Here is a 26,336-nt window from a genome sequence, read left to right as displayed (position 1 = left end):
CCGGCCATGGCGAGTCCGCGAAGCGGATGACGTGCACATGCATTAGTGCACTTGACGTAACCGGTGCATATTATGCACTAATGGTTTCATGACCTACATCATTCACGGCGCCACCGGCGCACAGGGCTCCCCAGTGCTCAACCTCCTCCAGCAGGCCGGACATGAGGCGGTTGCGGCCGTACGCGATCCCTCCGGACTTCCTGCGGCTGCAGCGTCCGTTGCTGTTGATCTTTCTGATGCGGCTGCTCTTGCTGAGGCGTATCGCGGCGCTGACGGTGTGTTCGTCCACCTCCCCATGGGCGCGCCCGCGGATGGGCGCGGGCAGGCCGCGGCGATCGCTGCGGCTGTTGCCGAGGCGCGGCCCGCGCGGGTCGTGATCTCAACGAGCGGGCAGATCGTTGACGCCCCGGAGTCGCCGCTCCAGGCTGCCCCTGACAGCGCGATCATGACGCTGATCGATTCCGTGACCGCGACGGGGGTGTCGACGGCAGTCGTGGCTCCGCGCTTGTACCTGGAGAACCTCCTGCTCCCCGTCGTCCTGGGGCCGGCTCGAGGAGAGGGCGTGCTTCGCTATCCGCTGCCCGAAAGCTTCCCTGTTTCGTGGAGCTCCCATCTTGATGTCGCCGACGTCGTGGTGCGACTGCTGCTGGACGCTTCGGTGACGGGGACGGTCGCGGTCGGTCATCGTCCCGGGCTGGTAGGTGCGGATCTCGCGGGAGCGTTCTCGACGGGGCTGGGCAAGGCCGTCGGGTATGAGGGCATCTCGCCGACGGCCTTCGGAGCGCTCATCGCGCCGATGTTCGGTCCGGCCGCCGCTCCGGTGGTCGGCCTCTACCAGGCGCTGAACGCCACGGACGGCAACGTGATCGGCGAGAACAACGCCCAGGCGCTTCTGGAGCTTGCCCCTCGTCCGGTCTCGCAGTGGTTGGCGGATCTGGGTATCTGACACGACGGTGATCGCGCTTGTGCCCCATTGCACTCGGTGGGGCACAGGCGCGACGTCGTGCGCTCGACGATTCAGCTCGAGCCGACGGTTCGTGTGGTCGGAATCAACCCCGCTGGTCAGCGGAAACGAATGCAGACAGGGGTGCTTCAATTCCCCAGGCGTACATCGCATCGAGCACGGGTCGCAGACTCCATCCGAGGTCTGTCAGTGCGTAGACGACGCGAGGCGGGATCTCGGCGAACGCCGTACGGGTGACGATGCCGCGCGCCTCGAACTGTCTTAGCCGATTGGTCAGTGTGTGGGCGCTGATCCCCGGCAGCGCATCACGCAATTCGCCGAAGCGCTGCTCGCCGTGCATCAGCTCGCGCACGATCAGAGTCGCCCACGGGCCCTCGAAGAGCAGAAGGAATCGAGCCACGCCGCATTCCGGCAGGTCCGCTTCATCCATGGCGTTGATCTTACCCTTCAGTGCAGATGGCGGCGCTGGTGCAGAAGATGCACTGAAATCCCGAACCGCCGGTTCCCGACGGCTTGAGTCACCGAATCTGCACTTCGTGCGACGGGTGTGTCCCCCACGCCGCCCTGAGGTCGTCGACGTGCTGGCGCAGGTGCTGTACGAGTGGCACCGTGTTCGGGGCCAGGAGCCATTGCTGCTGGATGCCGTCTTGAACAGCGATCGTGTTGCCTACTATCAGTGCTGTCGGTGCCTCCGGCGAGAACTCGCCGGAGGCGATGCCCGACTCGACCGCGTCGGTGAGCCACCGACGTGCACCGTCGTAGTGCGCGACAAGCCAGTCATGCCCGGGGTGGTCCTCTTCGGTCGCCTCGGCAGCCACCCGGACGAACACGGCGACCCAGTCGGGCCTGGTTGTGTTACGGGCAGCCAGCGAGACGAGCGCTTCGAAGGCATCCCAACCCAACGGAACCTGACCGTCGCCGAAGAGGAACTCCCGGTCGTCCTGCTCACGCTGCTCGAGGACTGCGGCCAGCAGCGCAGCGCGCGAGGGAAAGTGATGAAGAAGACCGGACTGGGAGATACCGGTCCGCTTCGCGACATCGGCGAGCGTCATCTTGTGGAATCCGACCTCGGCGATCTGTGCGACGGCGGCACGGATGGCTTGTTCGCGGGTCTGCTCCGCCGCCTGACGGGGACGGCGTTTCCGGACTTCGGATGCATACTGCGAAGGAAACGACACTCTGATACTCCTGAATTACTCGTGCATGCCCGGTCAGTGCTGTCCTGTCGATAGGGGTACGGAAATCGTAGCTCGAACGTCTCCCAAGCCTCTGGCGATGACGAGCTCCACATCGGTCATCGGTGTCCACCCAGCGGCCTCTACGTCCCATCGACGCAGGACACGTGGATCGCAATGGACTTCGACGACAGCGTCGTCTCCCGGAGCGAGTTCAACTTGGGACCACCCTGCCAGGCGAATCGGTCCCACGACGTCCAGCGGACGCGCGTACACCTGGACCGTTTCGCGTCCAGGGTGAGCGCCGGCGTTGCGCACTCTCATGCGCGCGCCGACCTTGCCGTCTGAGGTGCGAAGGGGCTCTGCGTTCGTGTACTCCCACTCGGTGTAGCCGAGCCCATGTCCGAACCAGAAGGCGGGCTCAGTGCTTGAGCCATGCCAACCGCGGTACCCGACGGTTGAGCTTTCGATGTACTCGAGGTCCCCGCGCTTGGGGATGACGTTCCAGGCGGGACCTTCACCGTCATGCGCGGGGAAGGTCGTCACCAGTCGTCCTTCGGGCAGGCATTGTCCCGTCAGTGCTGCTGCGACCGCGTCACCCGCTTCCTGCCCGGGCAGGCCCGCAAAGAGGACGGCATCGACCAGGTCCAACCAAGGCATCAAGACAGGGGTAGCCGCGTTGACGACGACGACGGTCTTCTTCGCTGCACCAGCGACAGCGGCGACGAGTGCATCCTGATCGCCCGGTAGCGCGAGTGTTGTCTTGTCCAGGCCTTCTGTCTCCTGGTCGGGGGTGAAGCCGACGACGACGATGGACAGTTCCGCGTCCCGAGCGGCGCGCACTGCATTGGCGATAGTGGCGGCAGCGGGCCGTGGAGCCGTGGTGAGCACCAGGCCGAGAATACGCGGCAGCGCACCGCGACGGACTGTGGCGGTGACGACGTCCCCGGGGGAGAGCATGACCGAGGTTGCGTGGCTCTTCGGGCGGAAGAACCCGCCGCCGGGGCCCTCGTGATACGTGATCTCGAACTCTTCCCGGTGATCCGGCGCGGTTACGGTCCACTCGCCGGGGCCTCTGGCGCCCAGTCGCATCCGAGTCGGCTCGGAAAGCTGAACTGCCGCTTCGAGCTCGATCCGCTCGGCGTCCTGCAACCATCCGTCCTGGCTGTCTTCGAGCTCGGCGAGATCACAGTGGCGACTCTCCACGAGCTCGCCCGTCTGGTCGTAGGCACGGATTCGGACCCCCGGAATGCCCGTTTCAGGGTCGCGCAGCTGTGTGGGGTCTGCAGCGGGGAGTGTGTTCCGGGTCTCAACGCCATCGGTCACTGTCAGAAGCGCCGGATCGACGACTCTTGACAGCCCCTCAGCTACGGAGACGACATGAGGCGGCCTCACCTGCGCGGACCCACCGCCCTGAGCGATCGTGTCGATGGCATGGCGTCCGATCAGAGCGATGGTCTGGTCCGACCGCAAGGGGAGCACCGCGCCGTCGTTCTTGAGGACGACCATGCTCTCCGCGGCAAACCGCTGCAATTGCTCTCGCCGCCTCAGGGAGGAGGGCTTCGGGAGGGCCTGGTGCCATGTTCGCTTGGACTGAAAAGCGCCGACGCGCGCAGCGAGGCGAAGAAGCCGGCGAACATGGTCGTCAATGACCTGTGATGGCACCAGGCCGGATTCCACGCTGCTCACCAGGGACTGAGTCCAGGGGGTGTCAGGTCCGGGCATGACGAGGTCGAGGCCGCCGTTCGCGCTTTCCACCGTGTTCTGAGTCGCCAACCAGTCAGACATGATGAGACCGTCGTACGCCCATTCGCCCTTGACCACGCCATTAATCAGCGGATCTTGTTCAGTTGACGGCAGTCCGTTGATCCGGTTGTATGCAGCCATCAGCGCCCAAGGTTCGGCATCTTGCACCACGATCTCGAAGGGCAGAAGGTAAGCCTCCCGCAGCCCGACGTCGTCGATCACGGCGTTCACGGTCGTCCGCTGTGTCTCGGACTCGTTCCCGAGGAAGTGCTTCGGGGTGGCAGCGATCCCGTGGTCTTGAATGCCTCGCACATAGGCGACGGCGAGGTGGCCGGTCAGTAGTGGGTCCTCGCTGAAGGCCTCGAAGAGTCGACCGCCCAAGGGTGAACGGTGCAGGTTGATCGTCGGGCCGAGAACCACATGCGTCTGCTGATCGATGGCTTCCTCAGCGAGGACGCCGCCGACCTCCGTGAGCATCTCGAGGTTCCAGGACTGGGCCAGCAGGCTGGCATTGGGTAGAAGGCAGCCGATTCGACCGCCGACAACGATCGGACCCCGAACGCCGGTCGGTCCGTCGGAGAGAACGACGCCGTCCAACCCGATCTGTTCGTCCGGATGGAGGGAGAACGAGTCGGCGCCGGACAGGAGGCGCACCTTCGCCTCAAGCGTCATGGACGCGATCGTTGTCTCGATGAAGCTCTCGGCTTCGTGGCCTTCGCTGTAGGCGGTCATATCTCTTTCCAAAGCTCGTTGTCGTCACCGGTGTGGGAGGCCTGACGGGAAAGGGCACTCCCGTCAGGCCCGACGGTGCTATCGCACCGATTTCACCGGCAGGATCAGGACTGCACCGACGATGGCGAAGATCGTCGCGCCGACAAGCATCACCGAGTAGTTCTGCCCGCCTCCGGCGCCGATCAGCCATGCTGCGACGCCGGGTGCCAGTACCTGGGGTGCTGTCATTGCGATGTTGAACACCCCGAGGTCCTTGGCGGCCTCGTCCGGGTTGGGCAGGACATCGATCACCAGAGCCAGGTCGACGGAGACGTAGGTGCCGAAGCCGATGCCGAGCACGATCTCGGCCAGGTAGAAGTGCATCGGGTCGGTTGCGAAGCTCAGTGCGAACATGCCGAGCCCGAACAGAATCGCTGAGGCGATGATGAAGACCTTGCGGCGCTTGATGCGGTCAGAAAGCCAGCCGGCAAGCTGTCCGGCGACGATCAGAGACACGGTGTAGCAGAGCACGCCCGTAGCCATGACCTTGGTCGCCTCCACCGGCGTCAGCCCGAGATCGTGCTGGATCCACAGCAGCCGGAACGTGGTGAACATGAAGTTGGCGAGCACGAGCAGGAACCTCGAACCCCAGGCCCAGGCGAAGTCGGGGTGCTTCCTGGGGCTCACCCAGAAGGTCTTCCACACCGTCGACCACCCGGACTCGGACTCCGGCCGGTGGGGGAGTTGCTTGTCGGGGAGGGCCACGGCATACAGCGTGACCAGCACGAAGCCGATGATTCCGGGAATCATGAACAGCAGAAGCAGGTTCGGTGCGACGGCAGCCGCTGTGAAGGCCGCGACATAGCTTGCCGCCTGTTGCGCAATGCCCACCGCACCGCTCACCTTGCCGCGCTGAGAGGGCGGAAGCTGATCGGCGATCGTGGCAGTATGAGCGGAAACCGCCGCATTGCCCAGGATCTGCCCGAGCACCCAGAAGACGCCCAGCATGACGACGGAAGTCGACATCGACATCGCAACCAGGGCGATCGCGAGCGCCAGCGCTCCGAAGATCATCCATGGTCGGCGCCGTCCGAAACGTCCGGTGGTGCGGTCGCTGAGCCGCCCGAAGATCGGGTCGAAGACCAGTGCCCCGAGCGCCCCGATCGACGTCACAAGACCCAGCGTGCCCACCACGGCTTCTGGGGAGACGAGCGACTGGAGCTTGAGCACCAGGCCGGCAGTGAGCGGGGCCGACAACGCGGTCATGATCCCGAGACGAGCGAGCACCATCGTTGCGATGACGCGGAACTTCGCCTTCTCAGTGGGCGCGGGGATGAGTGGGTCCGGCTTTGCGAACGCGACGGCCGACAGCCCGGTCTGAGCTGCGGCTGACTTACGGATTGCCATGAGGGTCTCCTCGTTGAGAATGATAGATGTCGGGTACAAACCGTGCGCTCGGTCGGTATGACAATAGCCCCCGGCTTGCGGCAGTGCAAGAGGTAATCTTCGGCGCCGTCAAGGCCTGCTCGGGGACGAGCAAGTGTACTCTATACAAACCGTGCGCACGGTCGGTATAATTGTGCTCTCGCCACTTGCGGCGTCAGCTTTCGGAGGTTGCATGATTATCGGCGTCATAGTGCTCGGGCTCGCGATCGGGCTCCTCACCGGTTTCGCCGGTGCCGGTGGCGCGATCATCACCGTCCCTGCCCTGGTCTATCTGATTGGGCTGCCGCTTGACCAGGCGATCTCGACTTCGCTTGTGATGGGCGCCGTTGCCCCAATTGCAGCGCTCGCACCGCGGATAAGACAGCGCCTGGTCAATTGGCAAGTCGTTCTGTTCGTGGTCGTGACAGGCATCCCTGCGGCTTTCGCCGGCACTGCTGTGGGGAAGCTCATCCCACAGAACATCCTGCTCCTGGCTTTCGCCGCGTTGATGGTCGCCGCTGGCGTGCAGATGCTTCGTCCGCGCCCGTCTCAGCCGAGCAGCGAGAGGCCGCGATATTGGGTGCTCCGAGCTCTCCTCATCGGTGCGTTCGTCGGCTTCCTGACCGGAATATTCGGAATCGGCGGCGGCTTCATCACGGTCCCGGCTCTCGTGCTTCTCCTCGACATTCCGATCGGCATCGCCGTTGGGACGTCGCTGGCAGTTGCGTTGATCAATACTCTCGCCGGCCTGATCGCGCACGCCGGCGCGGCGGATCCGAACTGGGCCGTCGCGGTCGCGTTCACGGTCCCCAGCATGATCGGCGCCTTCCTCACTGCCCGGTTGGCACACAAAGTCAACCCGGTGCTTCTGCAGCGGAGCTTCGCGATTCTGGTCTTGATGATCGCAGTTCTCACCGCTATCCAGGTGATCCTTGCATGGTGAGGGTGAGCCCGCTTGTGTCGGATCTTGGTGGAGGGGCTGACGGGAATCGAACCCGCGCTGTCTGCTTGGGAAGCAGAAGTTCTGCCATTGAACTACAGCCCCGCACGCCTTGCGGCGCCTGGCCAGCATAACAAACCTCTGACGCGTCCCGTTTCGTCTCGCTGCGCTCACTTGACGACCGGATGCCGCGCGGCCGGCGTGGCACAACCGCGCAGATCCGCATGCCTCAGCATCCGATCGCCGGAAACTCTGCGGAGGTGTGCAGATCTGCGCAGTTGCGACGGCGCGCAAGCGGCGGATGCCGGGTCCGTGGCACCAAAGTGCCACAGACCCCCGCACAGGTTCATCCCGCAGGCGGACGCGGCGGCGGCATCCGCCGAAATAGCGTCGAAGGCATGATCACAGCAGAGGGCCTCGGGAAGAGGTACGGAGACAAGGTCGCCGTGGACGACGTGTCCTTCACGGTGCGGCCGGGGAGCGTCACGGGATTCCTGGGGCCGAACGGCGCAGGCAAGTCCACCACCATGCGCATGATCGTGGGCCTGGACCGGCCCACGACGGGCCGGGTGACCATCAACGGACAGGACTACCGCAGACTCAGGGCACCGCTCACCGAGGTGGGCGTGCTGCTGGACGCCAAGGCGGTCCACACCGGAAGAAGCGCCCGCAACCACCTGCGTGCGATGGCAGCCACCCACGGCATCCCGAACTCGCGTGTCGACGAGGTGATCGACATCACCGGCATCGGCTCGGTCGCCCGCAAGCGCGCCGGCGGCTTCTCGCTCGGGATGGGCCAGCGCCTCGGCATCGCGGCGGCCCTGCTCGGCGACCCGCACACGCTGATCCTCGACGAGCCGGTCAACGGCCTCGACCCCGAGGGCGTGCGCTGGGTTCGCGAGTTCGTCCGCCACGCGGCATCCGAGGGACGCACCGTGCTGCTCTCCAGCCACCTGATGAGCGAGATGGCGCAGACCGCCGACCACGTGATCGTGCTCGGCCGCGGCAAGGTGCTCGCCGACGCCGCCCTGCCCGACCTCGTGCGCGCCTGGACCACCGCCCGCGTTCACGTCCGCAGCCCGAGGGCAGCGGAACTGGCGGATGCCGTCGCCGGGCGCGACGTCGAGATCGTCACCGCCGATCCGTTCACGCTCGACGTGACCGGACTGCCCGCCTCCCGCATCGGCGACATCGCCGCCGAGCGCGGCATCCCGGTGCACGAGCTCACCCCGACCAGCGGCTCGCTGGAGGACGCCTACCTCGCCCTCACCGGCGACTCCGTCGAATACCGCACCCGCGCCGTCCCGCACACGGACGCCCCGCTCGAAGGAGCACTCGCATGACCGCGATCCAGGCTCGCGCCACCCACATCCCCGCTCCTGCAGGCCGGCTGAGCTTCGTGCGCCAGCTGCGCAGCGAGTTCATCAAGCTGGTCACCGTCCGCGGCACGTGGTGGTCGGTCGTGATCGTCGCGGCGATCACCATCGGCATCGCGTTCATCGCGACCTCCGCGATGTCGGCCCCGGTCGACAACATGGTGATGGCCGTCGTCTCGCCCGTGCAGTTCACGATGATGCTCGCCGGTATCCTCGGCGTCATCTCCGTGACCGGCGAGTACTCCACGGGCATGATCCGCTCCACCTTCACGGCCGATCCGGTGCGCGGCTCGGTGCTCGCCGCCAAGGCCGTCGTGCTCGGCGCCTTCATGTTCGTCGTGTCGCTGATCATCTTCGGGATCGCAGCTGTGGGCATCAGCCCGCTCGCCGCCTCCAAGGACATCGCCCTGGACTGGTCCGACCCGTCCAAGACGATCGTGCCGATCCTCGCGGCGTCCGCGACCATGGCCCTGTTCGCCCTGCTCGGCGTCGGCCTCGGCTTCCTGCTGCGCTCCGGCGCCGGTGCGATCGCCGTGACCGTCGGCATCCTGTTCGTGCTGCCGATCATCGTCTCGATGCTCGGGATGTGGCTGCACGACGTGGAGTGGATCACGAACCTGGGCCGCTACCTCCCGGCCGCCGCCACGCAGAACGTGATCCTGCCGTTCGACGGCGCCGCGCTCACCGTGCCCGAGGGCTGGGTGACGCTGGCCGCATGGCCCGCCGCCGCCCTGCTGGCAGCCTGGGCCGTTGTGCGCGGACGGGATGTGTGACCCGCGCACGTAGAGTCGACAGCGTGACCCCCAGCCGCAGCTCCGCCGTCCCCCGGGACGAGGAGCTGCGGCTGCCGCGTCCGCCCGGCGTGATCCGGCGGTTCTGGGCGCGGCATCCGCTGTTCGCCGACATCCTCATCGCCGTGCTCTGCCTGCTCGTCTCGGTGGGCACCAGCACGATCCCCGCTCCCGGGACGCCACCGGCACCGCCCGGCGAGGTGGTGTTCGCGGTGCTGATGGTGATCGGATCCTGTGTGCTGCTGGTGTGGCGGCGCCGCTGGCCGGTCGCTGTCCTGGTCGCGGCGATCGCCACCGATGTGACACTGCTGTTCGTCATGCGGTCGGCGGGCGCACCGCTGTTCGCCCTCGCGCTGTACGCGCTCGCGGTGTACCGCTCGGTGCGGGCCGCGTGGATCGGCCTGGGTGCCGGCACCCTCGTCGTCACCGGTCTGGCCTTCGCCTGGCTCGGCTTCGGCGGCATCGACCTGCAGACCGCGGTCAACACGGCGCTGTCCGTCGCCGTGCCCGGCCTGATCGCGGCCCTGATCGGCATCAACGTCGGCAACCGCAAGCGCTACGTGGAGGCGATCATCGACCGCTCGCGCCAGCTGCTGGTCGAGCGGGATCAGCAGGCCCAGCTGGCCGCCGCCGCCGAGCGCGAGCGCATCGCCCGCGAGATGCACGACATCGTGTCGCACTCGCTGACCGTCGTCGTGGCGCTCTCGGAGGGCGCCGCCGCGACCCCCGATCGGGATCGGGCGAGGGATGCCTCGGCGGCCGCCGCCGCCACGGCCCGCAACGCGCTCGCCGAGATGCGCTCCATGCTGGGCGTGCTGCGCGACGGCGATGCGGATGCCCCGCTCGCCCCGCTCGAGCCCGCGAGCCCCGCCGACACCGTCGCCGCCGCCCGGACCGCAGGCTTCACCGCATCCCTCGCCGTCAAAGGCGAACCCGACACCGCGCCCGCCCTGCGGTTCGCGATCGGCCGCATCGTGCAGGAGGGCGTCACCAACGCCATGCGGCACGCCCCGACGACGCACGCCATCGACGTGCGCATCGACTACGACGCCGCCCCGATCGTCGTCGAGATCGTCAACGACGGCGCCGCGGATGCCGCTGCCGAGGGCGGCTTCGGTCTCCGCGGACTCGCGGAGCGCGCCGCGCTGCTCGGCGGCATCCTCGTCTCCGCTCCGGCCGGGGGAGGGCGATGGATGCTGCGCGCCGAGCTGCCGCACATCGCCCCCAGTCCTTCGGCGGACTCGGAGATCCAGGAGATCTCGCAGGAGGAATCATGACCGACCCGATCCGCGTGCTGCTCGTGGACGACCAGGCGCTCATCCGCATCGGCTTCCGCCTGGTGCTCGAGGCCGAGCCCGACATCCTCGTGGTCGGCGAGGCCGGCGACGGCGCCGCGGCTCTTGCGCAGACCGCCGCGCTGTGCCGTGATGGAGCAGGGCCCGACGTGGTGCTGATGGACGTGCGCATGCCGGGTATCGACGGCATCGCCGCGACCGCGGAGATCGTGCAGCGGCATCCGTCGGTCCGGGTGCTCGTGCTGACGACGTTCGACCTGGACGAGTACGCGTTCGGTGCGATCCGCGCCGGGGCCAGCGGGTTCCTGCTGAAGGATGCCGAGCGCACCGAGCTGGTCGCCGCCGTCCGCGCCGTGCACCGCGGCGACGGCGCCCTGGCTCCCCGGGCGACGCGGGCGCTGCTCGATCAGCTCGCCCCGCACCTCGGTGAGGCCGCTCGGCCGGCGGCATCCGATCCTCTCGCCGAGCTCACCGAGCGCGAGCGGGACGTGTTCCACGCCATCGCGCAGGGCCTGAGCAACATCGAGATCGCCGAGCGCCTCTTCCTCAGCGAGTCGACCGTGAAGACGCATGTCGGGCGGGTGCTGGCGAAGCTGGATGCCCGCGACCGCGTGCACGTCGTGATCCTGGCCTATGAGTGGGGGCTCGCCGGCACGGCCTGAGCCACCGTGCTCGCGGGACTGGGACATGGCGCCGGGCTCCGCGCGGGCCGCCAGCCCGTGGTCAGCCGCGTGCCGGGAGGATCAGCGAGAAACGGGTGGTCTCGTCGCCCTCGAGCAGCAGGTGCCCGCCGAGCGACTCCGCGAGTTCCGCCGAGAGCGCCAGGCCGATGCCCTCACCGGAGGTGGCGGTGCGCTGCTCCGGCCGGCGCTGGAAGATCGAGTTCCCGCTGGGCCGCGGGCCCTCGTCGGCCACCTGCACGGTGACGTACTCGGCGCGCCGCACGGCGGTGATCGTGATGGTGCCGCGGCCGTGCTTGATGGCGTTGTGCAGCAGGACGTCGAGGATCTGCGATGCCGCCGCGGGCGCCGATCCGAGCGCCTCGTCGAGGGCGTCCGTGCGGATGCTGCGCCCGGTCGCGTTCGCCTGCTGCCGCCACCGCTCCGCCGCGCCGCGGATCGTCTGCTCGAGTGGCGCAGTTGCGGATTCCGCGGCCGCCTCGCCGCGGGCCAGCGCCAGCAGCTGCGTGATGGCGTCGGCGAGCCGGTCGATCTCCTGCACGGCGTGTTCGAGCTGCGCGCGCACGACCGGCGGGGTCTCGCCCCACAGTGACAGGTCCTCCAGCTCCAGCCGCACGGCCGTGATCGGGGTGCGCAGCTGGTGCGAGGCGTTGGCGGCGAACTCGTGCTCGCGGCGGATACGGCGCTCGAGTGTGTCGGCGCTGTCGCGCAGCGCCCGGTCGATGGCCGCCGCCTCGGGGAAGCGGTACTTCTCGGGCTCCGAGCTCAGGCCACCGGCGCCGAGATCGCGCGCGGTGCCGGCGAGCTTGACGAACGGTCGCGAGAGGTTGCGCCCGAGCAGGATCGCGCCGAGCACCGAGACGAAGAGCAGCACGACGCCGATCAGGATGACGGGCGTCACCGCGTCGCTGACCAGCTGCGTGACGTAGCTGCCCGAGCGCGTCACCGTGAGGGTGCCGCCGCCCTTCACGTCCACGGTCTTCCGCAGATCGTCGGCGTCCGCACTCGCGCCGAACCGCACCGTGTCGCCGTCGGCGTCGACATAGGTGACGCCGTCCTCCGGGCGCAGCAGCGACTCGAACAGGTCGGGCGTCACAGGGCCGACGCGCTCGCGCTCGGACACCAGCGCCGAGAGCAGAACGGCCATCCGATCGACGCGCTGAGCCTGGGAGGACTGCACGAGCTCCGCCGTCATGACGGCGCGCGGGACGCCGTACAGGGCGATGATCATCACCGCCATGCTGACGAAGGCGACGATCAGCCGTCTACGCATCCGGCGCGGCCTCGTCGAGACGGAAGCCCACCCCGCGCAGCGTGGTGATCCGCACGTCGGCGCCGGATTCCTCCAGCTTCTGCCGCAGCCGGGCGATCGTCACGTCGAGGGTCTTCGTCGAGCCGAACCAGTTCTCGTCCCACACCTCGTCCATCAGCCGCTCGCGCGTGACGACGGCTCCCCGGCGCGCGTCGAGCTGGGCGAGCAGATCGAACTCCTTGGTGCTCAGCGGCACCTCCCGCCCAGCCGTCGTGGCGCGGCGGGACTCGACGTCCACCAGCAGAGCGGATGCCTGGGGCGCGGCGCGCACGGCATCCGTCGGCTCCTCCTTCGCGACCGCACCCGCTCGACGCAGCAGCGCGCGCAGCCGCGCGAGCAACTCGGCCAGCGCGAACGGCTTGGCGATGTAGTCGTCCGCTCCGACATCCAGGCCGACCACGCGGTCCAGCTCGCCGTCGCGCGCCGTGAGGATGACGATGCCTCCCGCGAAGTCCTGCTCGCGGAGGCGCCGGCACACGTCCAGGCCGTCCATGTCGGGCAGTCCCAGATCGAGCACGACCAGATCGACGTCATCGCCCGCGCGCTCGAGAGCGGCCGCACCCTCGGCAACCCGTTCGACCACGTATCCCTCACGGTCGAGCGTGCGCATCAGCGGTACCGCGATGCCGTCGTCGTCCTCCACGACCAGGATGTGTCGTCCCACGTGGTCGAGGCTATCAAGGTCGTCGTCATCCGATATGCCGGTGTGCATCATCAGAACTCCCTGTCCGCGGCGCCGGTCTCGGAGACCGGTGCGGTCGAGCATGCTGCGCCCGAGAGGTCGGTGGCCGAACCCGAAGGCGACCAGATCATGGTGGAGGCGGTGGTCACCGTTCGCAGAGCACCGCCGCTGATCAGCGACCCGACGGTGACGGTGACGACGGTCACGGGCGATCCGTTCACCGTGGCGGTGGTGGCCACCATGGTCGCGTTCGACGTCGACGTCTTGCCTGACTTCACGTAGTCGCCGCGCAGGTTCACCGTGCCGAGCGCCACAGGCGTGCTCCCGGCCAGCACGTCGATCGTGTCGCCGGCATTGCCGGTGCCCATCAGGCCGCCGTCGCGCAGCCGCAGGGTCACCGGGGTCGCGGCCCCGCTCCAGCCGGGCAGGATGCTGCCGAGCGTCATCTGCTTGCTGAAGGTGTACGTGATCGTGTCGCCGGCGTCCAGTCGCCCGGCGATGCCGGTGGTGTTCGCGGTCTGCACGTCGGCGCCGCGCACGGGGGTGTTGTCGATGCGCCGGCCGGTCACCAGCGTGGAGATCGTGAGCTTGCCCGTGCCGTCGACGAGCACCGCGCGCAGGTCGTACAGGCCGTCGGGCAGCGAGGTGGTGTCCCAGGTGCAGGTGTACGGCGACTGGGACGTGGCGCAGATCGTCGTCCAGGTGGAGGTGCCGGTGGGAGCGTACTGGGTGGTCACCGAGGTGACGCCGGCGGTCGAGTTGGCGTCGACCGTGAGCGACGCCGTGCCCCCGAGGTAGGCGCCCGGGTCGGCCAGCGACACCGAGGAGATCGTGTTGTCGACCTGGCGGTTGGTGACGCTGGCGGAGGTGGTGGTGTTGCCGGCGACGTCGGTCGCGATGGCGCGGAAGGAGTAGGCGCCGCGGGCGAGCGCGGTGGTGCTGAACCGGCAGGAGTACGGGGCGCCGGTGAGCGTGCACGCCGTGGTCCAGGTGGAGCTGCCGTTCGGTGCGTACTGGATGGCGACCGTGGCCATGCCGGAGTCGGCGTCGGACGCGGATGCGGCGAGGGTGACCGTGCCGCTGAGCGGCGAGCCCGGGTCGGTCATCGTCACGGCCGGCCGGGTGTTGTCGACGATCACGTCGCTGAAGACGGCCGAGTAGACCACGGCCGAGGGGTTCAGTACGGGGCTCGCGACCGCTCGGAGGTCGTAGCTGCCGCTGGCCACGCCGGTCGTCGACCACGTCTGGGTGCAGTTGGCGGACCCCAGGATGCTGAGGCATCCGGCGATCTGGGTCCAGGCGCCCGTGCCGCCGGCGGAGTACTCGAAGCGGATGTTGTACAGCCCGAGCAGGTTCGCGTTCTGCAGGGTCGCCACCAGGGAGACGCTGCCGCGCAGCGCGTCGCCCGGGTCGGTCATGATGATGCCGAAGGCGTTGCTGACGAGCAGGCGCACCGAGGCGGAGGTCGTCGAGTAGCCTGCGCGGTCGGTCGCGATCGCGCGCAGGTCGTAGGAGCCGTCGGCGTCGGCGACGGTGTTCCAGGCGCAGCTGTAGGGCGCGGTGGTGGTGGTGCAGAGCGTGACCCAGGTGCCGGAACCGGTGACCTGCTTCTGCAGCACGACGCTCGCGACGCCGGTCTCGCCGTCGGACGCGGTCGCGGTGATCGTCACGGCGCCCTTGAGCGGGGTGCCGGGGTCGACGATGCCGACGGTCGGCGGGGTCCAGTCCGCCGCGGCGGATGCCGTGCTCGCGCCGTTCGCCGACTGCGCCGTGTACATGGCCGAGGAGAACTGCGCGCCGCTCAATGCGGACGCGGCGATGAGGATGCACGCCAGCGCGGCCAGGGCCGTGTTGCGCAGTGCGGTGCCGATCATCGCTGCTCTCCTTCCATGTCGTACTCACGACGCTACGAGGCGGCCGGTTACAGCCCGGCTACAGGCGTGCCTCAACGCGGACACAGTCCCGACGCGATCGCGTCGGGACTGTTCTGTCGTGCCCGGGCTGCCTGTCGGCAGCAGTTCGTCACGACGTGGCGGTGGTCTCGAGGACCACGGCGGTGGATGCCGTGGTGGTCGCCGGCTCGGATGCTGCGTCTCGCCGTCGCGGCCGGTTCCCTCGCAGCCCCCTCATGAGGTCACGCAGGAACAGCAGGGCGATGAACGCGGCGGGAACGCCGATGACCAGCATCCGCACGAACGGCATCGACAGGGCGATGAACACCCAGCCGATGGCGGGTGCCCAGCCCACGACGCGGGGCTGCGTGTGCGCGGCGAGCGTGAACGTCCAGGGGTCGGCGCTCGCGTTCGCGTCGCCCTTGGTGTGGAAGACGCGGCCGCCGGGAGCCGACGCGTCCCGTGTGATCGACTCGATGCGGTGGGTCACCAGCTCGGAGACTCCGGAATCGGCTGGCGGCAGGTAGGTGATGACGTCGCCGACCTTCAGCTCCGAGACGGGCACCTGTCGTTCGAAGACCAGGGTGCCTCGCTCGAAGGTGCCCGACATGGACCCGCCCGTGATGACGTAGCGGTCCAGACCGAGCAGGCCGGGGACGAGCATGAGCGCCACGATCCCCATCGCGATGATCGCGACGATCGTGATCAGCGAGTTCGCGAATCGTCGTGTCCTCTGCGTGGCGCTCATGCTCGTCCTCTCTTCCGGTCTTCGGGTGACCGGTTTCAGAGTGATCGGGGCGCGGGGGGTTGCGCCCCGATCACTGGTCACTGGTTGGTCGTGCTCGCAGCGGTCTGCGTCGAGTTCCAGGTGTACGTGGCCGAGGCGGTCTTGCCCTGCTCGGCGTTGCTCGCGGACTGCACGAGCGTGGTGCTGAAGGTGTAGTCGCGGGCCTCGCCGGGAGCGAAGGTGCCGAGCTTCAGCGGGCCGGCGGCGGTCAGGTCGCCGAAGGTGCCGGACCACACGGGCGTCGCGGAGCCGGCGCGGGTGATCACGAGGCCCAGGTCGGCCTTGGTGACGAAGCCGTTGGTGGCGTTCTCGGTGAGTGCGAAGTCGGCAGGCAGGCTGCCCGAGTTGGTGATGGTCACGGTGCCGTTGAGCGTGTCGCCCGGCTTGAGGTTCGCGGCGTTGAAGATCGCGGTGCCCGACTTGGAGTTGCTCTGCGTCAGGGTGCCGGTGCTGAACGCGTTGGCCGAGTTGACGGAGTTGGCGACGAAGTCGGCGCCGGATCCGACCGTGACCGCGGCGGCGATGAGCAGGCCCGCGAGCGGCACGATCAGGCGCTTGCGCGAGCGGGTCGGGGTCTCGTTCTGAGCGGTGATGCTGTCGTTCATCAGGGATTCCTTCTCGTTGAGGTGGTGTGCCGAGCGGTGGGGGGAAGCTCGTAGGACTCAAGCTACGGAGGCGCGCGCAACGCCCGATCCACGGCCGGGTAACACGGATGCCAGCGTTCGGACACAGCTCTGCGGTCCGGCAACAGCACCGTTACGCTGAAGACGTGCTTCTCAGCGACCGCGACATCAAGGCAGAACTCGCATCGGGCCGCATCGGGCTGTCCCCGTACGACGAGGAGATGGTGCAGCCGTCGAGCGTGGACGTGCGCCTGGACCGGTACTTCCGGCTGTTCGACAACCACAAGTACCCGTTCATCGACCCCTCGGTGGAGCAGCCCGAGCTGACCCGCATGATCGAGGTCGACCCGGATGAGCCGTTCATCCTGCACCCCGGGGAGTTCGCGCTCGGGGCGACCTTCGAGCAGGTCTCGCTGCCCGACGACGTCGCCGCACGACTCGAGGGCAAGTCGTCGCTCGGCCGGCTGGGCCTGATCACGCATTCGACGGCCGGCTTCGTCGACCCCGGGTTCACCGGGCACGTGACCCTGGAGCTCGCGAACGTGGCGACCCTGCCGATCAAGCTGTGGCCGGGCATGAAGATCGGCCAGTTCTGCTTCTTCCGGCTCACCTCGCCGGCAGAGAACGCGTACGGCTCAGGCCCGTACGGCAACCGCTATCAGGGGCAGCGGGGACCCACGGCATCCCGTTCGTTCCTGAACTTCCACCGCACCGACGTGGGCACGACCGATGCGGGAGCGATCGGAGGCTGACATGGCAGATCCCGACGAGGGCGCGCAGGAGCCGGACGCCGCGAAGGCAGGTGGAGCCGAGGGTGCGGCACCGCCGTCGGGGGATGGTTCCGGTGCCGGTGGGTTGACGGAGCCGGGAACTGAGGCGACGGGCGCGCCGGTTCCGGATGCGGATGTGCCGGAGCTGCAGGGTGCGGGTGCCTCGGTGGCGGGCGCCGAGGTTCCCGATCCGGAGATCCCGGACGCCGAGACGGTCGTCCCCGACCTCGAGATCCCGGATGCCGATGTCCCGGAGCTGGATCAGCAGGAGCCGGTGATCCCGGACCCCGTGCTGCCGGAGTCGTTCCTGACCGAGCCGGTGATCCCGCCGCCTCCGCCGGACGACCCACCGGTGGCGCGCCAAGCGTGGCGTTCCGATCGCGACTACCCGGCCGGATCCGGAACACGGGTTCCTGAAGGCGCGCCATCGGTCACGCGGGCCACCCGACGCGCAGCATCCGATTCTCTCCGCTCTCCGTCGGCACCCGCACCCGATCCCCGGCTGACCGCGCCGGATCCCGACCCGGCCGTGGTGCCGCCGCCCTCGGGTGCGACATCCGGCGGGTATCGCGGTCTGACGATTGCGATCTACGGTGTCCTCGGGGCGCTGCTGATCGGCGCCGTGGTGCTGATCTCCACGCTGCTGCGCTGAGCGCTCCCGGACGTCCCGGACGATCGGTCGGATGCTCCGGACGTGTGGTCGGGTGCGGCATCCGCTCTTCGGGAACGCTGGAACCATGACCACCACCGCACCCCTGCCGACCGTCACCGAGACGGTGCGGCGCATGCCGTACGCCGCGCTGCTGACGATGATGGCGATGAGCTTCCTGCTCGTCAGCGCCGAGTTCCTGCCCAACGGCGTGCTCACCGAGATCGCGGCCGAGCTGGGCGTGACGCCCGGACAGGCGGGGCAGCTGGTCACGGTCACCGCGCTCGCGGGGCTGATCGTCGCACCCACGATCGGGCTGGCGCTTCCGAGGCTGGACCGGCGCACCCTGCTGGTGTGGATGGCGGTGCTCGCCGCGATCTCGAACCTGGTTGTCGCGATCGCGCCCAGCCTGGTGCTCATGCTCGTGGCGCGCGTGCTGCTGGGTGCCGCGCTCTCTGGCTTCTGGACCATGTCGATCACGGTGGCCGCTCGTATCGCCGGGCCTGAGCGGCTGGGGCGCGCGGTGATGTTCACGTCGGCCGGCACGTCGCTGGCGACTGTCGCCGGTGTTCCGGTGGGCGTGATGCTCAGCGAGCTGCTCGACTGGCGCGGCGTGTTCGGGATCGCCGCGGGTGCCACCGCGCTGCTCGCGATCGGCCTGCGCACTCTGCTGCCGTCGGTCCCCGCCGAGAACGCCGCGCGCATCTCGGTGCTCGTCGAGACGCTGCGTCGGCCGGGCATCGGACTCGGGGTCGTGGGGCATGTGCTGGTGATCTTCGGGCACGCGCTGGCGTACACCTACATCCGGCTCGCGCTGGAGCGGGTGCAGGCCGACGGCGTCGCGATCGACGAGGGCACGATCATCGTGCTGCTGGCGGTGTTCGGCATCGGCGGGTTCATCGGCAACCTCGTGATCGGCGCGGGGATCGACCGCACCTATCGAGTGCTGGCGGTGGTCACTCCGCTGGTGATCGCCGTGGCGGTGCTCGTGATCATCCTGGGCGCCGGGTCGCTGTGGACCGTCGGGGTCGTCGCGTTCGTATGGGGCTTCGTCTTCGCCTCGTGGCTGCTGATCGTGAACACCTGGGTGGGGCACCGGATGCCCGATCGCCTGGAGGCGGGCGGCGGACTCGTGGTGGTGGGGTTCCAGGCCGCGATCATGCTCGCCGCGGGTGTCGGCGGGATGCTGGTGGATGCCATCGGCATCGAGCTCGCGTACGCCGTGGGCGCCGCGATGCTGACCGTGGGGGCGGTGCTGTTCGGGATCTCCGGCCGCCGCGGGCGCTGACCCGGTAGGACGCCGCGCCTGAGGGGCCGCGGTGGAGGGGGCCGCGTCGGGGGCGTGTCCCAGAAGAGGCGGGTGCGCGCCGGCCGGACGGGCCCCTTCTGGGACACGCTGCGAGCCGTGTCTCAGAAGGGGCGGCCAGGATGCGGCAGCACCCGCCGCTTCTGGGACACGGCGTACGAGCGGGGTGGTGGATCAGGCGGATGCCAGGGCGCCGCGCATGCGGAATGCCGAGGGCGTCATGCCGGTGTGGCGTCGGAAAGCGCGGCTGAAGCCCTCGTCGGAGCCGTAGCCGAGCTCACGGGAGACTTCGCTCACGCCACGGCCGTCGATGAGCAGGGCGCGGGCCGCGCGCATCCGCACCTCAGCGACGTACTGCGCGGGGGAGATGCCGAAGGCGAGGCGGAAGCGCTCCGCGAAGACGGTGCGTGAGAGGGCGCTGACGGATGCCATCTGCTCGACGCTCCACTCACGGCCGGGGTCGGCGTCGATCGCACTGACCACGCGATCCAGGAACGGGTCGTTCGACCGCGACGGCCAGCCCTGCGGGGCGCATCCGACGCTCGACCACGCGCGGATCACGGACTGCAGCAGCGTGGTCGCCATCATCCGGCAGATGACCAGGTCGCCGCTGCGCTCGCAGACGGACGGCGCGTCGCCGCCCATATGGTGGGCGAGTGCCGCCGCCGCGGGCTCGAGCTCGTCGAAGCGCCGGATCCAGGCGGTGTCGGGCAGCAGCGCGCCCAGGTGCGCGGCGCTGTCGGCCCACGCGAGCCGCGAAACGAGCACACCGGAACCCGCCGGGATGCGCAGAGTCAGCGAGCGGTCGGCGACGAGCAGCGCATCACCGGCGCGAAGATCGTCGGGGAGCCCGGCATCCGTCGGTGTCCCGATGCCGCCGCGCAGCACGTACACGAGAGAGAGGCCGTCGAGGACGACGGCCTGGTCGGCATCGGGCAGGATGCGATGCTGCGAGCGGATGCTGATCGCGACCTCGCCGAGCACCCGTTCCAGCGCGTCGCTCGACGGCGACGGCGTGGGCAGGATGCTCAGGACAGGACTGCTCATGAACAGGGCAACCTGCGTGCGCGCGCGACTATTCCGTGCCGTCAGTCGGCGTTCGGGCCGTTGACAAGCATCGATGCGACTTCGCGGATGCGGGCGTGGACCTCCACCACCGAGCCGATGATGCCGTCCTGCGCGATGTCCAGATCGTCGTCCAACGCGGCGAGCCGGTTCACGAGGTCGGAGGAGCTCTCGTGGTGGAACCGCGTGTGGACCCAGCGTGTCAGATCTCGCTCACCGATCTCGCCCGTCAGCATGGCTCTGGCCAGGCGTCGCACGCCGAGCATCTCCTGATCCGCGCTCAGTGCGCGGTCCAGGCCCAGTTCCGCAATCACCCTTGCGACGAGAGCATCCACGGCGAACGGGCTCTCGTCTCCGGGGATGCCGGCCAACTCTGCGAGGGCTTCGCTTTCCGCCCCGGCGACGAGTGCTTCCGTTGCGGCGTCGGTCAGGACGCGTCGGCCGTCCGCGTCTCCGATCCGCCACCAGGCGATCGCCTCGGCGAGACTCGCGTGCACATCGTCGCCCGTCATCCGGCAAGTCTGCCGTATCCGTGAGCGTCGGTGAGGTCTGCGGAACGACCAAAAGCACCCGGACCGCAGGGCTCGGATGCTTTCGAGTGTGGGACACGGCTCAGCCGTGCGTGTGGATGTGGATGTGAGTGGCCGGGGCGCCGTGACGGTGGTGGCCGTGGGCGAAGCCTCGGCCCATCTCGCGGTGGCGGTGGCCCTCGGTGTGGTGCTCGAAGCCGTGTCGGTGCTCGGAGCCGTGGTGGTTCTCTGACCCGTGCTCACCGAAGCCGTGGCCGCGGTCGAAGCCGTACTCACCGGAGTGGCGCCCGCGACCGAAGCCGTGGCCGTGGCCATGGCCGGGGAAGCCATGGCGGTGCCCGAACCGGGAGGCGGGGCCGTGACCGTGCCCGGCGCGGCGGGGGAGGCGCTTACCCTCTTCCCAGCCGAACTCACGGGCGATCTTCTCGAGGGCGGCCGTCATGGTCGCGTACTCCTCGGCGGAGACGGCTCCGGCGACGCGGGCGCGCAGCTCGTCGACGGCGGTGCCCAGGCGCTGCTTGGCCAGGGTGCCGGCGTCGGTCAGGCCGAAGCCCTCGCGGGTGCGCTCGACCCAGCCGAGCTCGAGGAGCCGGTGCACCTTGCGCGGATGGACGGGACGGTCGTCGGGGACCGTGCCGTCGATGCGGTTCAGCATCCGCCAGTCTCGGCGGGTGATGCCCTCGTCCTCGAAGACGGTGGCGAATTCGGCGCGCATCAGGCGGTCGACCGCGGTGATCCAGTAGCCGAAGGGGCGGGTGTTGTCATCAGTGGTGTTCATGGGAATCCTTTGTATGTCATGTTGCATGTACATGCAGTGTGACATGCAATGTCAATGCATGTCAAGTCGCATGTAAAATCGGATGCATGAACGACGCGCAACCGGATCCCGCCGACGCCATCGCCGCGGCACTGGCGCGTCTCCGCGGGCGGCGCGGTCCGCACCAGCATCCGCACGACCGTGGCGGACGTGAACACGGTCCGCACGGCATGCGCCCGCATGGGCGCGGCCCGTGGGCGGGGGACGTCGGGATGCGTCACGGCGGTGCCCCGGCCGTGCTGCGGATGCTGGATGCACTGGCGCAGGCATCCGAGCCGCTCAGCGTGAGCGGCCTCGCCGAGGCGATCGGCGTCGATCAGCCGCGCGCTTCACGGCTGGTGCAGCAGGGCGTCGATCGCGGCTGGGTCCGCCGCGAGGCCGACCCGGAGGACGCCCGGCGCACCCGCATCGCCCTCACCGACGAGGGCACGCGGATGTTCCGTGGCATGCGCGGTGAACGGCGCGAAGCGCTCGGCCGCGCGCTCGCCGCCTTCACCGACGAGGAGAGCGCAGAACTCGCCCGGCTGCTGACGAAGCTCGCCGACAACTGGGGGTCCTGACTCAGGCGCCGCGCACCCCGCGCTGCTCGCTCGCATCCGCCTGATCGAAGCCGTGCGGTCCGTCCGCGGCGAAGGCGATCACAGCGTCGAGCACGCGATCGGCCCCGAGGATGCGATTGTGGCCGAGTCCCTGAGTCACCAGAAGGCGAGCCCGTTCGCCGTGCGCCCGATGCAGGGCGCGCGCGTTCTCGATCGTGACGCGGGGATCGTCCTCATCGTGCACGATGAGCAGCTCCGCATCCGCTGGCAGCGGATGCGTGACGGAGTCGAAGCGGGCGACCCCCTCCTCGCGAGAGATGCCGAGCCGGCGATGAAAGGCGCGCTCGAACGCCTCGCTCGCGCGAGGTGACAGGCGCAGCATCCGCTCGAACTCGTCGTGGAACGCCTGGATGGAGCCCGCCGCCGAGATGGTGATCACTCGCCGCGCCTGCACGCCCTCCCGCACCGCCGCGAGGGATGCGAACCCGCCGAAGGAGTGCCCGATGACGAGTTCGAAAGGACCCTCGGACGCGGCGAGCTGCTGGGCTGCGGCGACCCAGTCCCTGGCGTCGGTGCGCTTCCCCGAGGAGTCGCCGTGCGCGGGCGCGTCGAAGGACACGACGCGCCACCCCTCGGCGACCAGGTCGCGCACCAGCGTCGCGAACTGGGAGGCGCGCCCGTCCCAGCCGTGCATGAGCAGAGCGGCGCGCGCGCCTGATCCCCAGTGGTAGGTCGCGACATCCGCTCCGCTGACCCGGATGGTCTCGCGGCGCGCCGTGTCATGGGTGGCGCGATCGCCGTCGCGCACGCGCATCTGCCGGGTCGTGGCGAAGAACGCGACGTTCGCGACGCGGCCGGTGAGGCCGGGCGACACGGCGTCGATCCGGCGGATGCTGCTCACGAGGGCGTCTCTCAACGAAGTCATGCCGAACTCCTGACTATACGAACGATCGTACATAGAGTATCCGAACGATCGTTCGTAGACTAGGGGTATGTCCGATCCGGTCACCGAGCAGCAGGTCGCAGATGGGCGGCGCCTGCGCGGTGACGCCTCTCGTCACACGGTGCTCGCGCACGCGACCGACCTCGCCTCGGTGGAGGGGCTGGACGGGCTGAGCATCGGGCGCCTCGCCGAGGCATCCGGGCGCAGCAAGAGCAGCATCGCCGGGCTCTTCCAGAACAAGGAGGGGCTGCAGCTCGCCACCGTCGATGCCGGCCGCGCCGTGTTCGTCTCGGTGGTCGTCGAGCCCGCGCGCAGCCGGCCCCGCGGGCTTCCGCGCCTGGTGGCGCTGATGAGCAATGTGATCGAGTACTCCCGAAGCCGCGTCTTCGCCGGAGGATGCTTCTTCGCCGCGATCTCAGCGGACTACGACTCCAAGCCCGGGCCGGTGCGCGATGCCGTCCGCTCGGCGATCGAGCAGTGGTACGGGTACCTCGAGATCCAGGTGCGTGCGGCCGCTGGAGACGGATCGCTGGACCTGGATGACGAGGGGATCGAGCAGCTGGCGTTCGCGCTGCCCGCCCTGTACGAGCAGGCCAACGCACGCTCGCTGCTCTACGGCAGCGAGCGTCCCTACACGCTCGCGGCCCGGGGCATGCGCGATCTCCTGCTGCAGGCCGGGGCGGATGCATCGGCCCTGACCGCGCTGCCGGTCTGACGGAGGGCGCCGCGGGGGCTCAGACCCCGACGTCCTTCGGGAAGCGCACGAACAGCAGCAGCACCAGGCCGATGAGCAGGATCAGCCCGATGCCCAGCACGCCGTACACGATCCCGCCGAACCAGGCGAGGAACAGCGACCAGGCGAGCGGCGACAGGAACGAGGCGACGCGACCGGTCGTGGCATACAGACCGAAGATCTCGCCCTGCTGGCTCGGCGGAGCGAGCCGCGTGAGCAGGCTGCGGCTCGCGGCCTGGGTGGGGCCGACGAAGGCGCACAGCAGCAGGCCGCAGATCCAGAAGACGATGGTCCCGTAGTCCTTGAGCGCGAAGACGACGAAAGCCATGACGACCAGGCCGGAGAGCGCGATCACGATCAGACGCCGAGGTCCGATCGCGTCGTCGATGCGGCCGGCCAGCAGCGTCGAGACCCCCGCGACGAGGTTCGCGGCGAGGCCGAACACGATCACCTCCAGGAACGAGAAGCCGAAGCCCTGCGCCGCGAGCACGGCGCCGAAGGCGAACACGCCGGCCAGCCCGTCGCGGTAGACGGCGGCCGACAGCATGAACCAGAACGTCGGGCGGTTGTCCCGGAACAGCTTCACGATGTTCCTCGCCAGCACGACGTAGGAGCGGAAGAATCCCACCTTCTCGGAGCTCGCGTACGCGGGCGACTCGGGCACATTGCGGAACAGCGGGATCGAGAACACGATGGTCCACACCGCGCAGATCACCGCGACCAGCTTGAAGGCGAGGGGCTGGTCCTGCCCGATCAGGAACAGCACGGGGATGCAGACGATCAGCGCGACGACACCGCCGATGTAGCCCAGGCCCCAGCCCAGCCCCGAGATGCGGCCGACGTTCTTGGGCGTGGAGACCTCGGACAGCATCGCGTAATAGCTGACGTTGCCGATCTCGCTGATCACGGCCGCGATCGCCACCGCGAAGGCGCCGAACCAGAAGAACTTCGGGTCGGCCTCCACGAAGAACAGTGCGAACTGCAGCAGCGCGACGCCGATCGTCGCCCCGATCACCCACTTCTTCTTGTTGCCCCGCGCGTCGGCCTGCTGGCCCAACACCGGTGCAAGCACCAGGATCACGATGCCGGCTGCGAAGTTCGCCCAGCCCCACCACTCCGAGAGGTCGGTGAGCTCGCTGCAGTACGCGGAGCCGAGATACTCCGACTTGTTGCAGTTCATGTAGCTGCCGTTGGCGAGCAGCCCCGAGGCGCGGACGTCGGGGTCCAGGAACATCCGCGAGGTCAGGTACAGCGCGATCCAGACGAAGGTGAGGACGACGGTGTTGAACGGCTGCAGAGCCCAGTCCCACATCGCCCACGAGATGACCTTCTTGCGGGAGGCGGGCGCCACGTCGTCGTGCTCGCGCCCGAATGCGGTCATCGCGGCGGTGTTGATGGGTGTACCCGCCGCGGAGTGATCGTCGCTCATGCTTCGAAGTCTGGCCGTCACCGGTGAACGGCCGGTGACGGCGCGCCGTGCGGGATGCCGTGCTCGGGCATCCTCAGGCGGCGTCCTCACCCGAACGACGCCGCGAGCAGCTCCGCGAACAGCTCCTCCGGGTCGCGCTCGAGCCGACGCCGCGTGAACCAGCCGCAGATGTTCACGCAGTCGCGGTGCAGCAGGTCCAGGCCCTGCGGGTTCGCGACGGTGTCCACGATCTGCGGCAGATCGATCACGCGCACGCGCCCCTCGTGCACTAGCAGGTTGTAGGCGGAGAGGTCGCCGTGCGCGAAGCCGGCGGCGGCGAAGATGCGCATGAGATCCACGATCTGCTCGAACAGGTCGGCGAGATCCACGGCATCCGATCGCACCTGCGCGAGCCGTGGCGCCGCGGCCTGGCCGTCGCCGAGGAACTCCATCAGGATCTCGGTGCCGTCCACCTGCACCGGATACGGCACCGGTGCGCCCAGCTCGTGCATCCGGCTGAGCGCGGCGAACTCCGCGAACGACCATTGCGCGGCGGCGACCTCGCGGCCGTGCGCCGACTTCTTGGCCAGGGCGCGGGCGTCGCGGGTGTTCTGAGTGCGCCGCCCCTCGGTGTACGCCGACGAGCGCTGGAAGCTGCGGTGGTCGCTGTCGCGGTAGCGCTTGGCCGCCAGCAGCGTGCTCTGAGCGGGGTCGTCGGGGACGGACCGCTCGATGAGGAACACGTCGGCCTCCTTGCCGGTCTTGAGGATGCCGAGCTCGGTGTCGACCGCGGCGGCACTGGTCACCACCCAATCAGGGCGGGGCAGCGGTCCGCGTTCGGTGGGCATGGTCGCCGGCCAGGTCGACCAGCGCTGGTTCTCCTGCAGCACGGTGTCGGCGAAGGCGAGGGTGACGTCGAAGGGGGAGGCGTCGAAGGACGCGGGGATCTGATTGTTCACGGGAGTGGCTCCGGACGGGAGGCCACCCGCGGATCAGGAGCGGGCGGCCTCGAGGATGAGGATGTCGGTGGCGGTGGGCGCGACAATGACGGTGTTCATCGTGGGCTCCTTCCGCTCGCATCCTCCGGGCGCTTCCCGGTGCACTGTCGTCGATCGTACGTCACTCTGGCCGAGCGCGCGAGGGCGTGTCAGTCTGGTCGCACGGATCGGAGGGCGCG

The 26,336-nt window shown here is 68.9% G+C and carries 26 protein-coding genes and 1 tRNA gene; 11 read left to right on the top strand and 16 right to left on the bottom strand.

Annotation, left to right across the window (positions count from 1 at the left end; all coding sequences use genetic code 11):
- Nucleotides 1-88: 88 nt before the first annotated feature.
- On the top strand, nt 89-946 hold the full coding sequence (locus tag ACTJJ4_RS13865; RefSeq protein WP_440943875.1) for an NmrA family NAD(P)-binding protein: 858 nt from the start codon (nt 89-91) through the stop codon (nt 944-946).
- A 103-nt stretch (nt 947-1,049) separates the two neighbouring features.
- Here ACTJJ4_RS13865 and ACTJJ4_RS13860 read toward each other — a convergent pair whose 3' ends face one another.
- The 4 genes from ACTJJ4_RS13860 to ACTJJ4_RS13845 form a co-directional block, all read right to left on the bottom strand.
- Nucleotides 1,050-1,394 (bottom strand): winged helix-turn-helix transcriptional regulator, encoded by a 345-nt coding sequence (locus tag ACTJJ4_RS13860; protein WP_440943874.1) that lies wholly within the window; start codon nt 1,392-1,394, stop codon nt 1,050-1,052.
- Nucleotides 1,395-1,482: 88 nt separating this feature from the next.
- A complete protein-coding gene (locus tag ACTJJ4_RS13855) occupies nt 1,483-2,142 on the bottom strand; it encodes a TetR/AcrR family transcriptional regulator (RefSeq protein ID WP_440943873.1) in 660 nt (219 codons plus the stop codon).
- 33 nt (nt 2,143-2,175) lie between these two features.
- Nucleotides 2,176-4,617 (bottom strand): beta-glucosidase family protein, encoded by a 2,442-nt coding sequence (locus tag ACTJJ4_RS13850; protein WP_440943872.1) that lies wholly within the window; start codon nt 4,615-4,617, stop codon nt 2,176-2,178.
- A 78-nt stretch (nt 4,618-4,695) separates the two neighbouring features.
- Nucleotides 4,696-6,042 carry an MFS transporter gene (locus tag ACTJJ4_RS13845; RefSeq protein WP_440943871.1) on the bottom strand — a complete coding sequence of 449 codons (1,347 nt, stop codon included), beginning with the start codon at nt 6,040-6,042 and terminating at the stop codon, nt 4,696-4,698.
- Nucleotides 6,043-6,214: 172 nt separating this feature from the next.
- On the opposite strand from ACTJJ4_RS13845, the gene ACTJJ4_RS13840 reads away from it, so the two are divergent.
- Complete coding sequence (locus ACTJJ4_RS13840; RefSeq protein ID WP_440943870.1) at nt 6,215-6,964, top strand: sulfite exporter TauE/SafE family protein; 750 nt, start codon at nt 6,215-6,217, stop codon at nt 6,962-6,964.
- Nucleotides 6,965-6,992: 28 nt separating this feature from the next.
- Here ACTJJ4_RS13840 and ACTJJ4_RS13835 read toward each other — a convergent pair.
- A tRNA-Gly gene (locus ACTJJ4_RS13835) sits at nt 6,993-7,066 on the bottom strand.
- Between the two features lie 293 nt (nt 7,067-7,359).
- On the opposite strand from ACTJJ4_RS13835, the gene ACTJJ4_RS13830 reads away from it, so the two are divergent.
- From ACTJJ4_RS13830 to ACTJJ4_RS13815, 4 genes are read left to right on the top strand one after another with little or no spacing between them, the layout of a single operon-like run.
- Nucleotides 7,360-8,304: an ABC transporter ATP-binding protein gene (locus ACTJJ4_RS13830; RefSeq protein WP_440943869.1), complete on the top strand. Its 945-nt coding sequence runs from the start codon at nt 7,360-7,362 to the stop codon at nt 8,302-8,304.
- A complete protein-coding gene (locus tag ACTJJ4_RS13825; RefSeq protein ID WP_440943868.1) occupies nt 8,301-9,110 on the top strand; it encodes an ABC transporter permease in 810 nt (269 codons plus the stop codon). Before ACTJJ4_RS13830 ends, ACTJJ4_RS13825 begins: the two co-directional genes overlap by 4 nt.
- A 23-nt stretch (nt 9,111-9,133) precedes the next feature.
- A complete protein-coding gene (locus ACTJJ4_RS13820) occupies nt 9,134-10,405 on the top strand; it encodes a sensor histidine kinase (protein WP_440943867.1) in 1,272 nt (423 codons plus the stop codon).
- Nucleotides 10,402-11,085, top strand: a complete 684-nt coding sequence (locus tag ACTJJ4_RS13815) for a response regulator (protein ID WP_440943866.1) — start codon at nt 10,402-10,404, stop codon at nt 11,083-11,085. The genes ACTJJ4_RS13820 and ACTJJ4_RS13815 overlap by 4 nt, the downstream gene beginning before the upstream one ends.
- 61 nt (nt 11,086-11,146) lie before the next feature.
- On the opposite strand, the gene ACTJJ4_RS13810 is transcribed toward ACTJJ4_RS13815, so the two are convergent.
- From ACTJJ4_RS13810 to ACTJJ4_RS13790, 5 genes are all read right to left on the bottom strand, one after another.
- The gene (locus tag ACTJJ4_RS13810; RefSeq protein WP_440943865.1) at nt 11,147-12,376 is read right to left on the bottom strand and encodes a sensor histidine kinase; all 1,230 of its coding nucleotides are present in this window, start codon (nt 12,374-12,376) and stop codon (nt 11,147-11,149) included.
- On the bottom strand, nt 12,369-13,079 hold the full coding sequence (locus tag ACTJJ4_RS13805; protein WP_440943864.1) for a response regulator transcription factor: 711 nt from the start codon (nt 13,077-13,079) through the stop codon (nt 12,369-12,371). The genes ACTJJ4_RS13810 and ACTJJ4_RS13805 overlap by 8 nt, the downstream gene beginning before the upstream one ends.
- A gap of 50 nt (nt 13,080-13,129) precedes the next feature.
- Nucleotides 13,130-14,971, bottom strand: coding sequence for an Ig-like domain-containing protein (locus ACTJJ4_RS13800; RefSeq protein ID WP_440943863.1), 1,842 nt, complete (start codon nt 14,969-14,971; stop codon nt 13,130-13,132).
- A 148-nt stretch (nt 14,972-15,119) separates the two neighbouring features.
- A complete protein-coding gene (locus tag ACTJJ4_RS13795) occupies nt 15,120-15,737 on the bottom strand; it encodes a signal peptidase I (protein ID WP_440943862.1) in 618 nt (205 codons plus the stop codon).
- Nucleotides 15,738-15,814: 77 nt separating this feature from the next.
- Nucleotides 15,815-16,381, bottom strand: a complete 567-nt coding sequence (locus tag ACTJJ4_RS13790; RefSeq protein ID WP_440943861.1) for a TasA family protein — start codon at nt 16,379-16,381, stop codon at nt 15,815-15,817.
- Between the two features lie 164 nt (nt 16,382-16,545).
- Here ACTJJ4_RS13790 and dcd point away from each other — a divergent pair, with 164 nt between their 5' ends.
- From dcd to ACTJJ4_RS13775, 3 genes are all read left to right on the top strand, one after another.
- Complete coding sequence (dcd, locus tag ACTJJ4_RS13785; RefSeq protein ID WP_440943860.1) at nt 16,546-17,151, top strand: dCTP deaminase; 606 nt, start codon at nt 16,546-16,548, stop codon at nt 17,149-17,151.
- A 1-nt stretch (nt 17,152) separates the two neighbouring features.
- Nucleotides 17,153-17,821 (top strand): hypothetical protein, encoded by a 669-nt coding sequence (locus ACTJJ4_RS13780; RefSeq protein ID WP_440943859.1) that lies wholly within the window; start codon nt 17,153-17,155, stop codon nt 17,819-17,821.
- Nucleotides 17,822-17,906: 85 nt separating this feature from the next.
- Nucleotides 17,907-19,106, top strand: coding sequence for an MFS transporter (locus ACTJJ4_RS13775; protein WP_440943858.1), 1,200 nt, complete (start codon nt 17,907-17,909; stop codon nt 19,104-19,106).
- A gap of 192 nt (nt 19,107-19,298) precedes the next feature.
- On the opposite strand, the gene ACTJJ4_RS13770 is transcribed toward ACTJJ4_RS13775, so the two are convergent.
- From ACTJJ4_RS13770 to ACTJJ4_RS13760, 3 genes are all read right to left on the bottom strand, one after another.
- Complete coding sequence (locus ACTJJ4_RS13770; RefSeq protein WP_440943857.1) at nt 19,299-20,171, bottom strand: helix-turn-helix transcriptional regulator; 873 nt, start codon at nt 20,169-20,171, stop codon at nt 19,299-19,301.
- A gap of 41 nt (nt 20,172-20,212) precedes the next feature.
- Nucleotides 20,213-20,701: a hypothetical protein gene (locus tag ACTJJ4_RS13765; protein ID WP_440943856.1), complete on the bottom strand. Its 489-nt coding sequence runs from the start codon at nt 20,699-20,701 to the stop codon at nt 20,213-20,215.
- 100 nt (nt 20,702-20,801) lie between these two features.
- On the bottom strand, nt 20,802-21,497 hold the full coding sequence (locus ACTJJ4_RS13760; RefSeq protein WP_440943855.1) for a MarR family winged helix-turn-helix transcriptional regulator: 696 nt from the start codon (nt 21,495-21,497) through the stop codon (nt 20,802-20,804).
- Nucleotides 21,498-21,583: 86 nt separating this feature from the next.
- Here ACTJJ4_RS13760 and ACTJJ4_RS13755 point away from each other — a divergent pair, with 86 nt between their 5' ends.
- Complete coding sequence (locus ACTJJ4_RS13755; RefSeq protein WP_440943854.1) at nt 21,584-22,096, top strand: MarR family winged helix-turn-helix transcriptional regulator; 513 nt, start codon at nt 21,584-21,586, stop codon at nt 22,094-22,096.
- A gap of 1 nt (nt 22,097) precedes the next feature.
- On the opposite strand, the gene ACTJJ4_RS13750 is transcribed toward ACTJJ4_RS13755, so the two are convergent.
- Nucleotides 22,098-23,000 carry an alpha/beta fold hydrolase gene (locus ACTJJ4_RS13750; protein WP_440943853.1) on the bottom strand — a complete coding sequence of 301 codons (903 nt, stop codon included), beginning with the start codon at nt 22,998-23,000 and terminating at the stop codon, nt 22,098-22,100.
- A gap of 67 nt (nt 23,001-23,067) precedes the next feature.
- Here ACTJJ4_RS13750 and ACTJJ4_RS13745 point away from each other — a divergent pair, with 67 nt between their 5' ends.
- Nucleotides 23,068-23,733 carry a TetR/AcrR family transcriptional regulator gene (locus ACTJJ4_RS13745; protein ID WP_440943852.1) on the top strand — a complete coding sequence of 222 codons (666 nt, stop codon included), beginning with the start codon at nt 23,068-23,070 and terminating at the stop codon, nt 23,731-23,733.
- Nucleotides 23,734-23,752: 19 nt separating this feature from the next.
- On the opposite strand, the gene ACTJJ4_RS13740 is transcribed toward ACTJJ4_RS13745, so the two are convergent.
- Both ACTJJ4_RS13740 and ACTJJ4_RS13735 read right to left on the bottom strand, forming a co-directional pair.
- Nucleotides 23,753-25,180: an MFS transporter gene (locus ACTJJ4_RS13740; RefSeq protein ID WP_440943851.1), complete on the bottom strand. Its 1,428-nt coding sequence runs from the start codon at nt 25,178-25,180 to the stop codon at nt 23,753-23,755.
- 86 nt (nt 25,181-25,266) lie between these two features.
- A complete protein-coding gene (locus ACTJJ4_RS13735) occupies nt 25,267-26,118 on the bottom strand; it encodes a serine protein kinase RIO (RefSeq protein ID WP_440943850.1) in 852 nt (283 codons plus the stop codon).
- Nucleotides 26,119-26,336: the final 218 nt, after the last annotated feature.

It is taken from the genome of Microbacterium sp. 22195 (assembly GCF_052056515.1).
GTDB lineage: Bacteria > Actinomycetota > Actinomycetes > Actinomycetales > Microbacteriaceae > Microbacterium.
This window is presented reverse-complemented; position numbering and strand designations above follow the sequence as displayed.

What these genes read in the sequence shown, in the direction of transcription:
- ACTJJ4_RS13830 (WP_440943869.1), top strand. Translation starts at nt 7,360, where the DNA reads ATGATCACAGCAGAGGGCCTCGGGAAGAGGTACGGAGACAAGGTCGCC.
- ACTJJ4_RS13815 (WP_440943866.1), top strand. Translation starts at nt 10,402, where the DNA reads ATGACCGACCCGATCCGCGTGCTGCTCGTGGACGACCAGGCGCTCATC.
- ACTJJ4_RS13760 (WP_440943855.1), bottom strand. Translation starts at nt 21,497, where the DNA reads ATGAACACCACTGATGACAACACCCGCCCCTTCGGCTACTGGATCACC.
- ACTJJ4_RS13865 (WP_440943875.1), top strand. Translation starts at nt 89, where the DNA reads ATGACCTACATCATTCACGGCGCCACCGGCGCACAGGGCTCCCCAGTG.
- ACTJJ4_RS13765 (WP_440943856.1), bottom strand. Translation starts at nt 20,701, where the DNA reads ATGACGGGCGACGATGTGCACGCGAGTCTCGCCGAGGCGATCGCCTGG.
- ACTJJ4_RS13860 (WP_440943874.1), bottom strand. Translation starts at nt 1,394, where the DNA reads ATGGATGAAGCGGACCTGCCGGAATGCGGCGTGGCTCGATTCCTTCTG.
- ACTJJ4_RS13795 (WP_440943862.1), bottom strand. Translation starts at nt 15,737, where the DNA reads ATGAGCGCCACGCAGAGGACACGACGATTCGCGAACTCGCTGATCACG.
- ACTJJ4_RS13770 (WP_440943857.1), bottom strand. Translation starts at nt 20,171, where the DNA reads ATGAGCAGTCCTGTCCTGAGCATCCTGCCCACGCCGTCGCCGTCGAGC.
- ACTJJ4_RS13790 (WP_440943861.1), bottom strand. Translation starts at nt 16,381, where the DNA reads ATGAACGACAGCATCACCGCTCAGAACGAGACCCCGACCCGCTCGCGC.
- ACTJJ4_RS13740 (WP_440943851.1), bottom strand. Translation starts at nt 25,180, where the DNA reads ATGAGCGACGATCACTCCGCGGCGGGTACACCCATCAACACCGCCGCG.
- ACTJJ4_RS13810 (WP_440943865.1), bottom strand. Translation starts at nt 12,376, where the DNA reads ATGCGTAGACGGCTGATCGTCGCCTTCGTCAGCATGGCGGTGATGATC.
- ACTJJ4_RS13775 (WP_440943858.1), top strand. Translation starts at nt 17,907, where the DNA reads ATGACCACCACCGCACCCCTGCCGACCGTCACCGAGACGGTGCGGCGC.
- ACTJJ4_RS13755 (WP_440943854.1), top strand. Translation starts at nt 21,584, where the DNA reads ATGAACGACGCGCAACCGGATCCCGCCGACGCCATCGCCGCGGCACTG.
- ACTJJ4_RS13825 (WP_440943868.1), top strand. Translation starts at nt 8,301, where the DNA reads ATGACCGCGATCCAGGCTCGCGCCACCCACATCCCCGCTCCTGCAGGC.
- ACTJJ4_RS13850 (WP_440943872.1), bottom strand. Translation starts at nt 4,617, where the DNA reads ATGACCGCCTACAGCGAAGGCCACGAAGCCGAGAGCTTCATCGAGACA.
- ACTJJ4_RS13840 (WP_440943870.1), top strand. Translation starts at nt 6,215, where the DNA reads ATGATTATCGGCGTCATAGTGCTCGGGCTCGCGATCGGGCTCCTCACC.
- ACTJJ4_RS13800 (WP_440943863.1), bottom strand. Translation starts at nt 14,971, where the DNA reads ATGATCGGCACCGCACTGCGCAACACGGCCCTGGCCGCGCTGGCGTGC.
- ACTJJ4_RS13745 (WP_440943852.1), top strand. Translation starts at nt 23,068, where the DNA reads ATGTCCGATCCGGTCACCGAGCAGCAGGTCGCAGATGGGCGGCGCCTG.
- ACTJJ4_RS13750 (WP_440943853.1), bottom strand. Translation starts at nt 23,000, where the DNA reads ATGACTTCGTTGAGAGACGCCCTCGTGAGCAGCATCCGCCGGATCGAC.
- ACTJJ4_RS13780 (WP_440943859.1), top strand. Translation starts at nt 17,153, where the DNA reads ATGGCAGATCCCGACGAGGGCGCGCAGGAGCCGGACGCCGCGAAGGCA.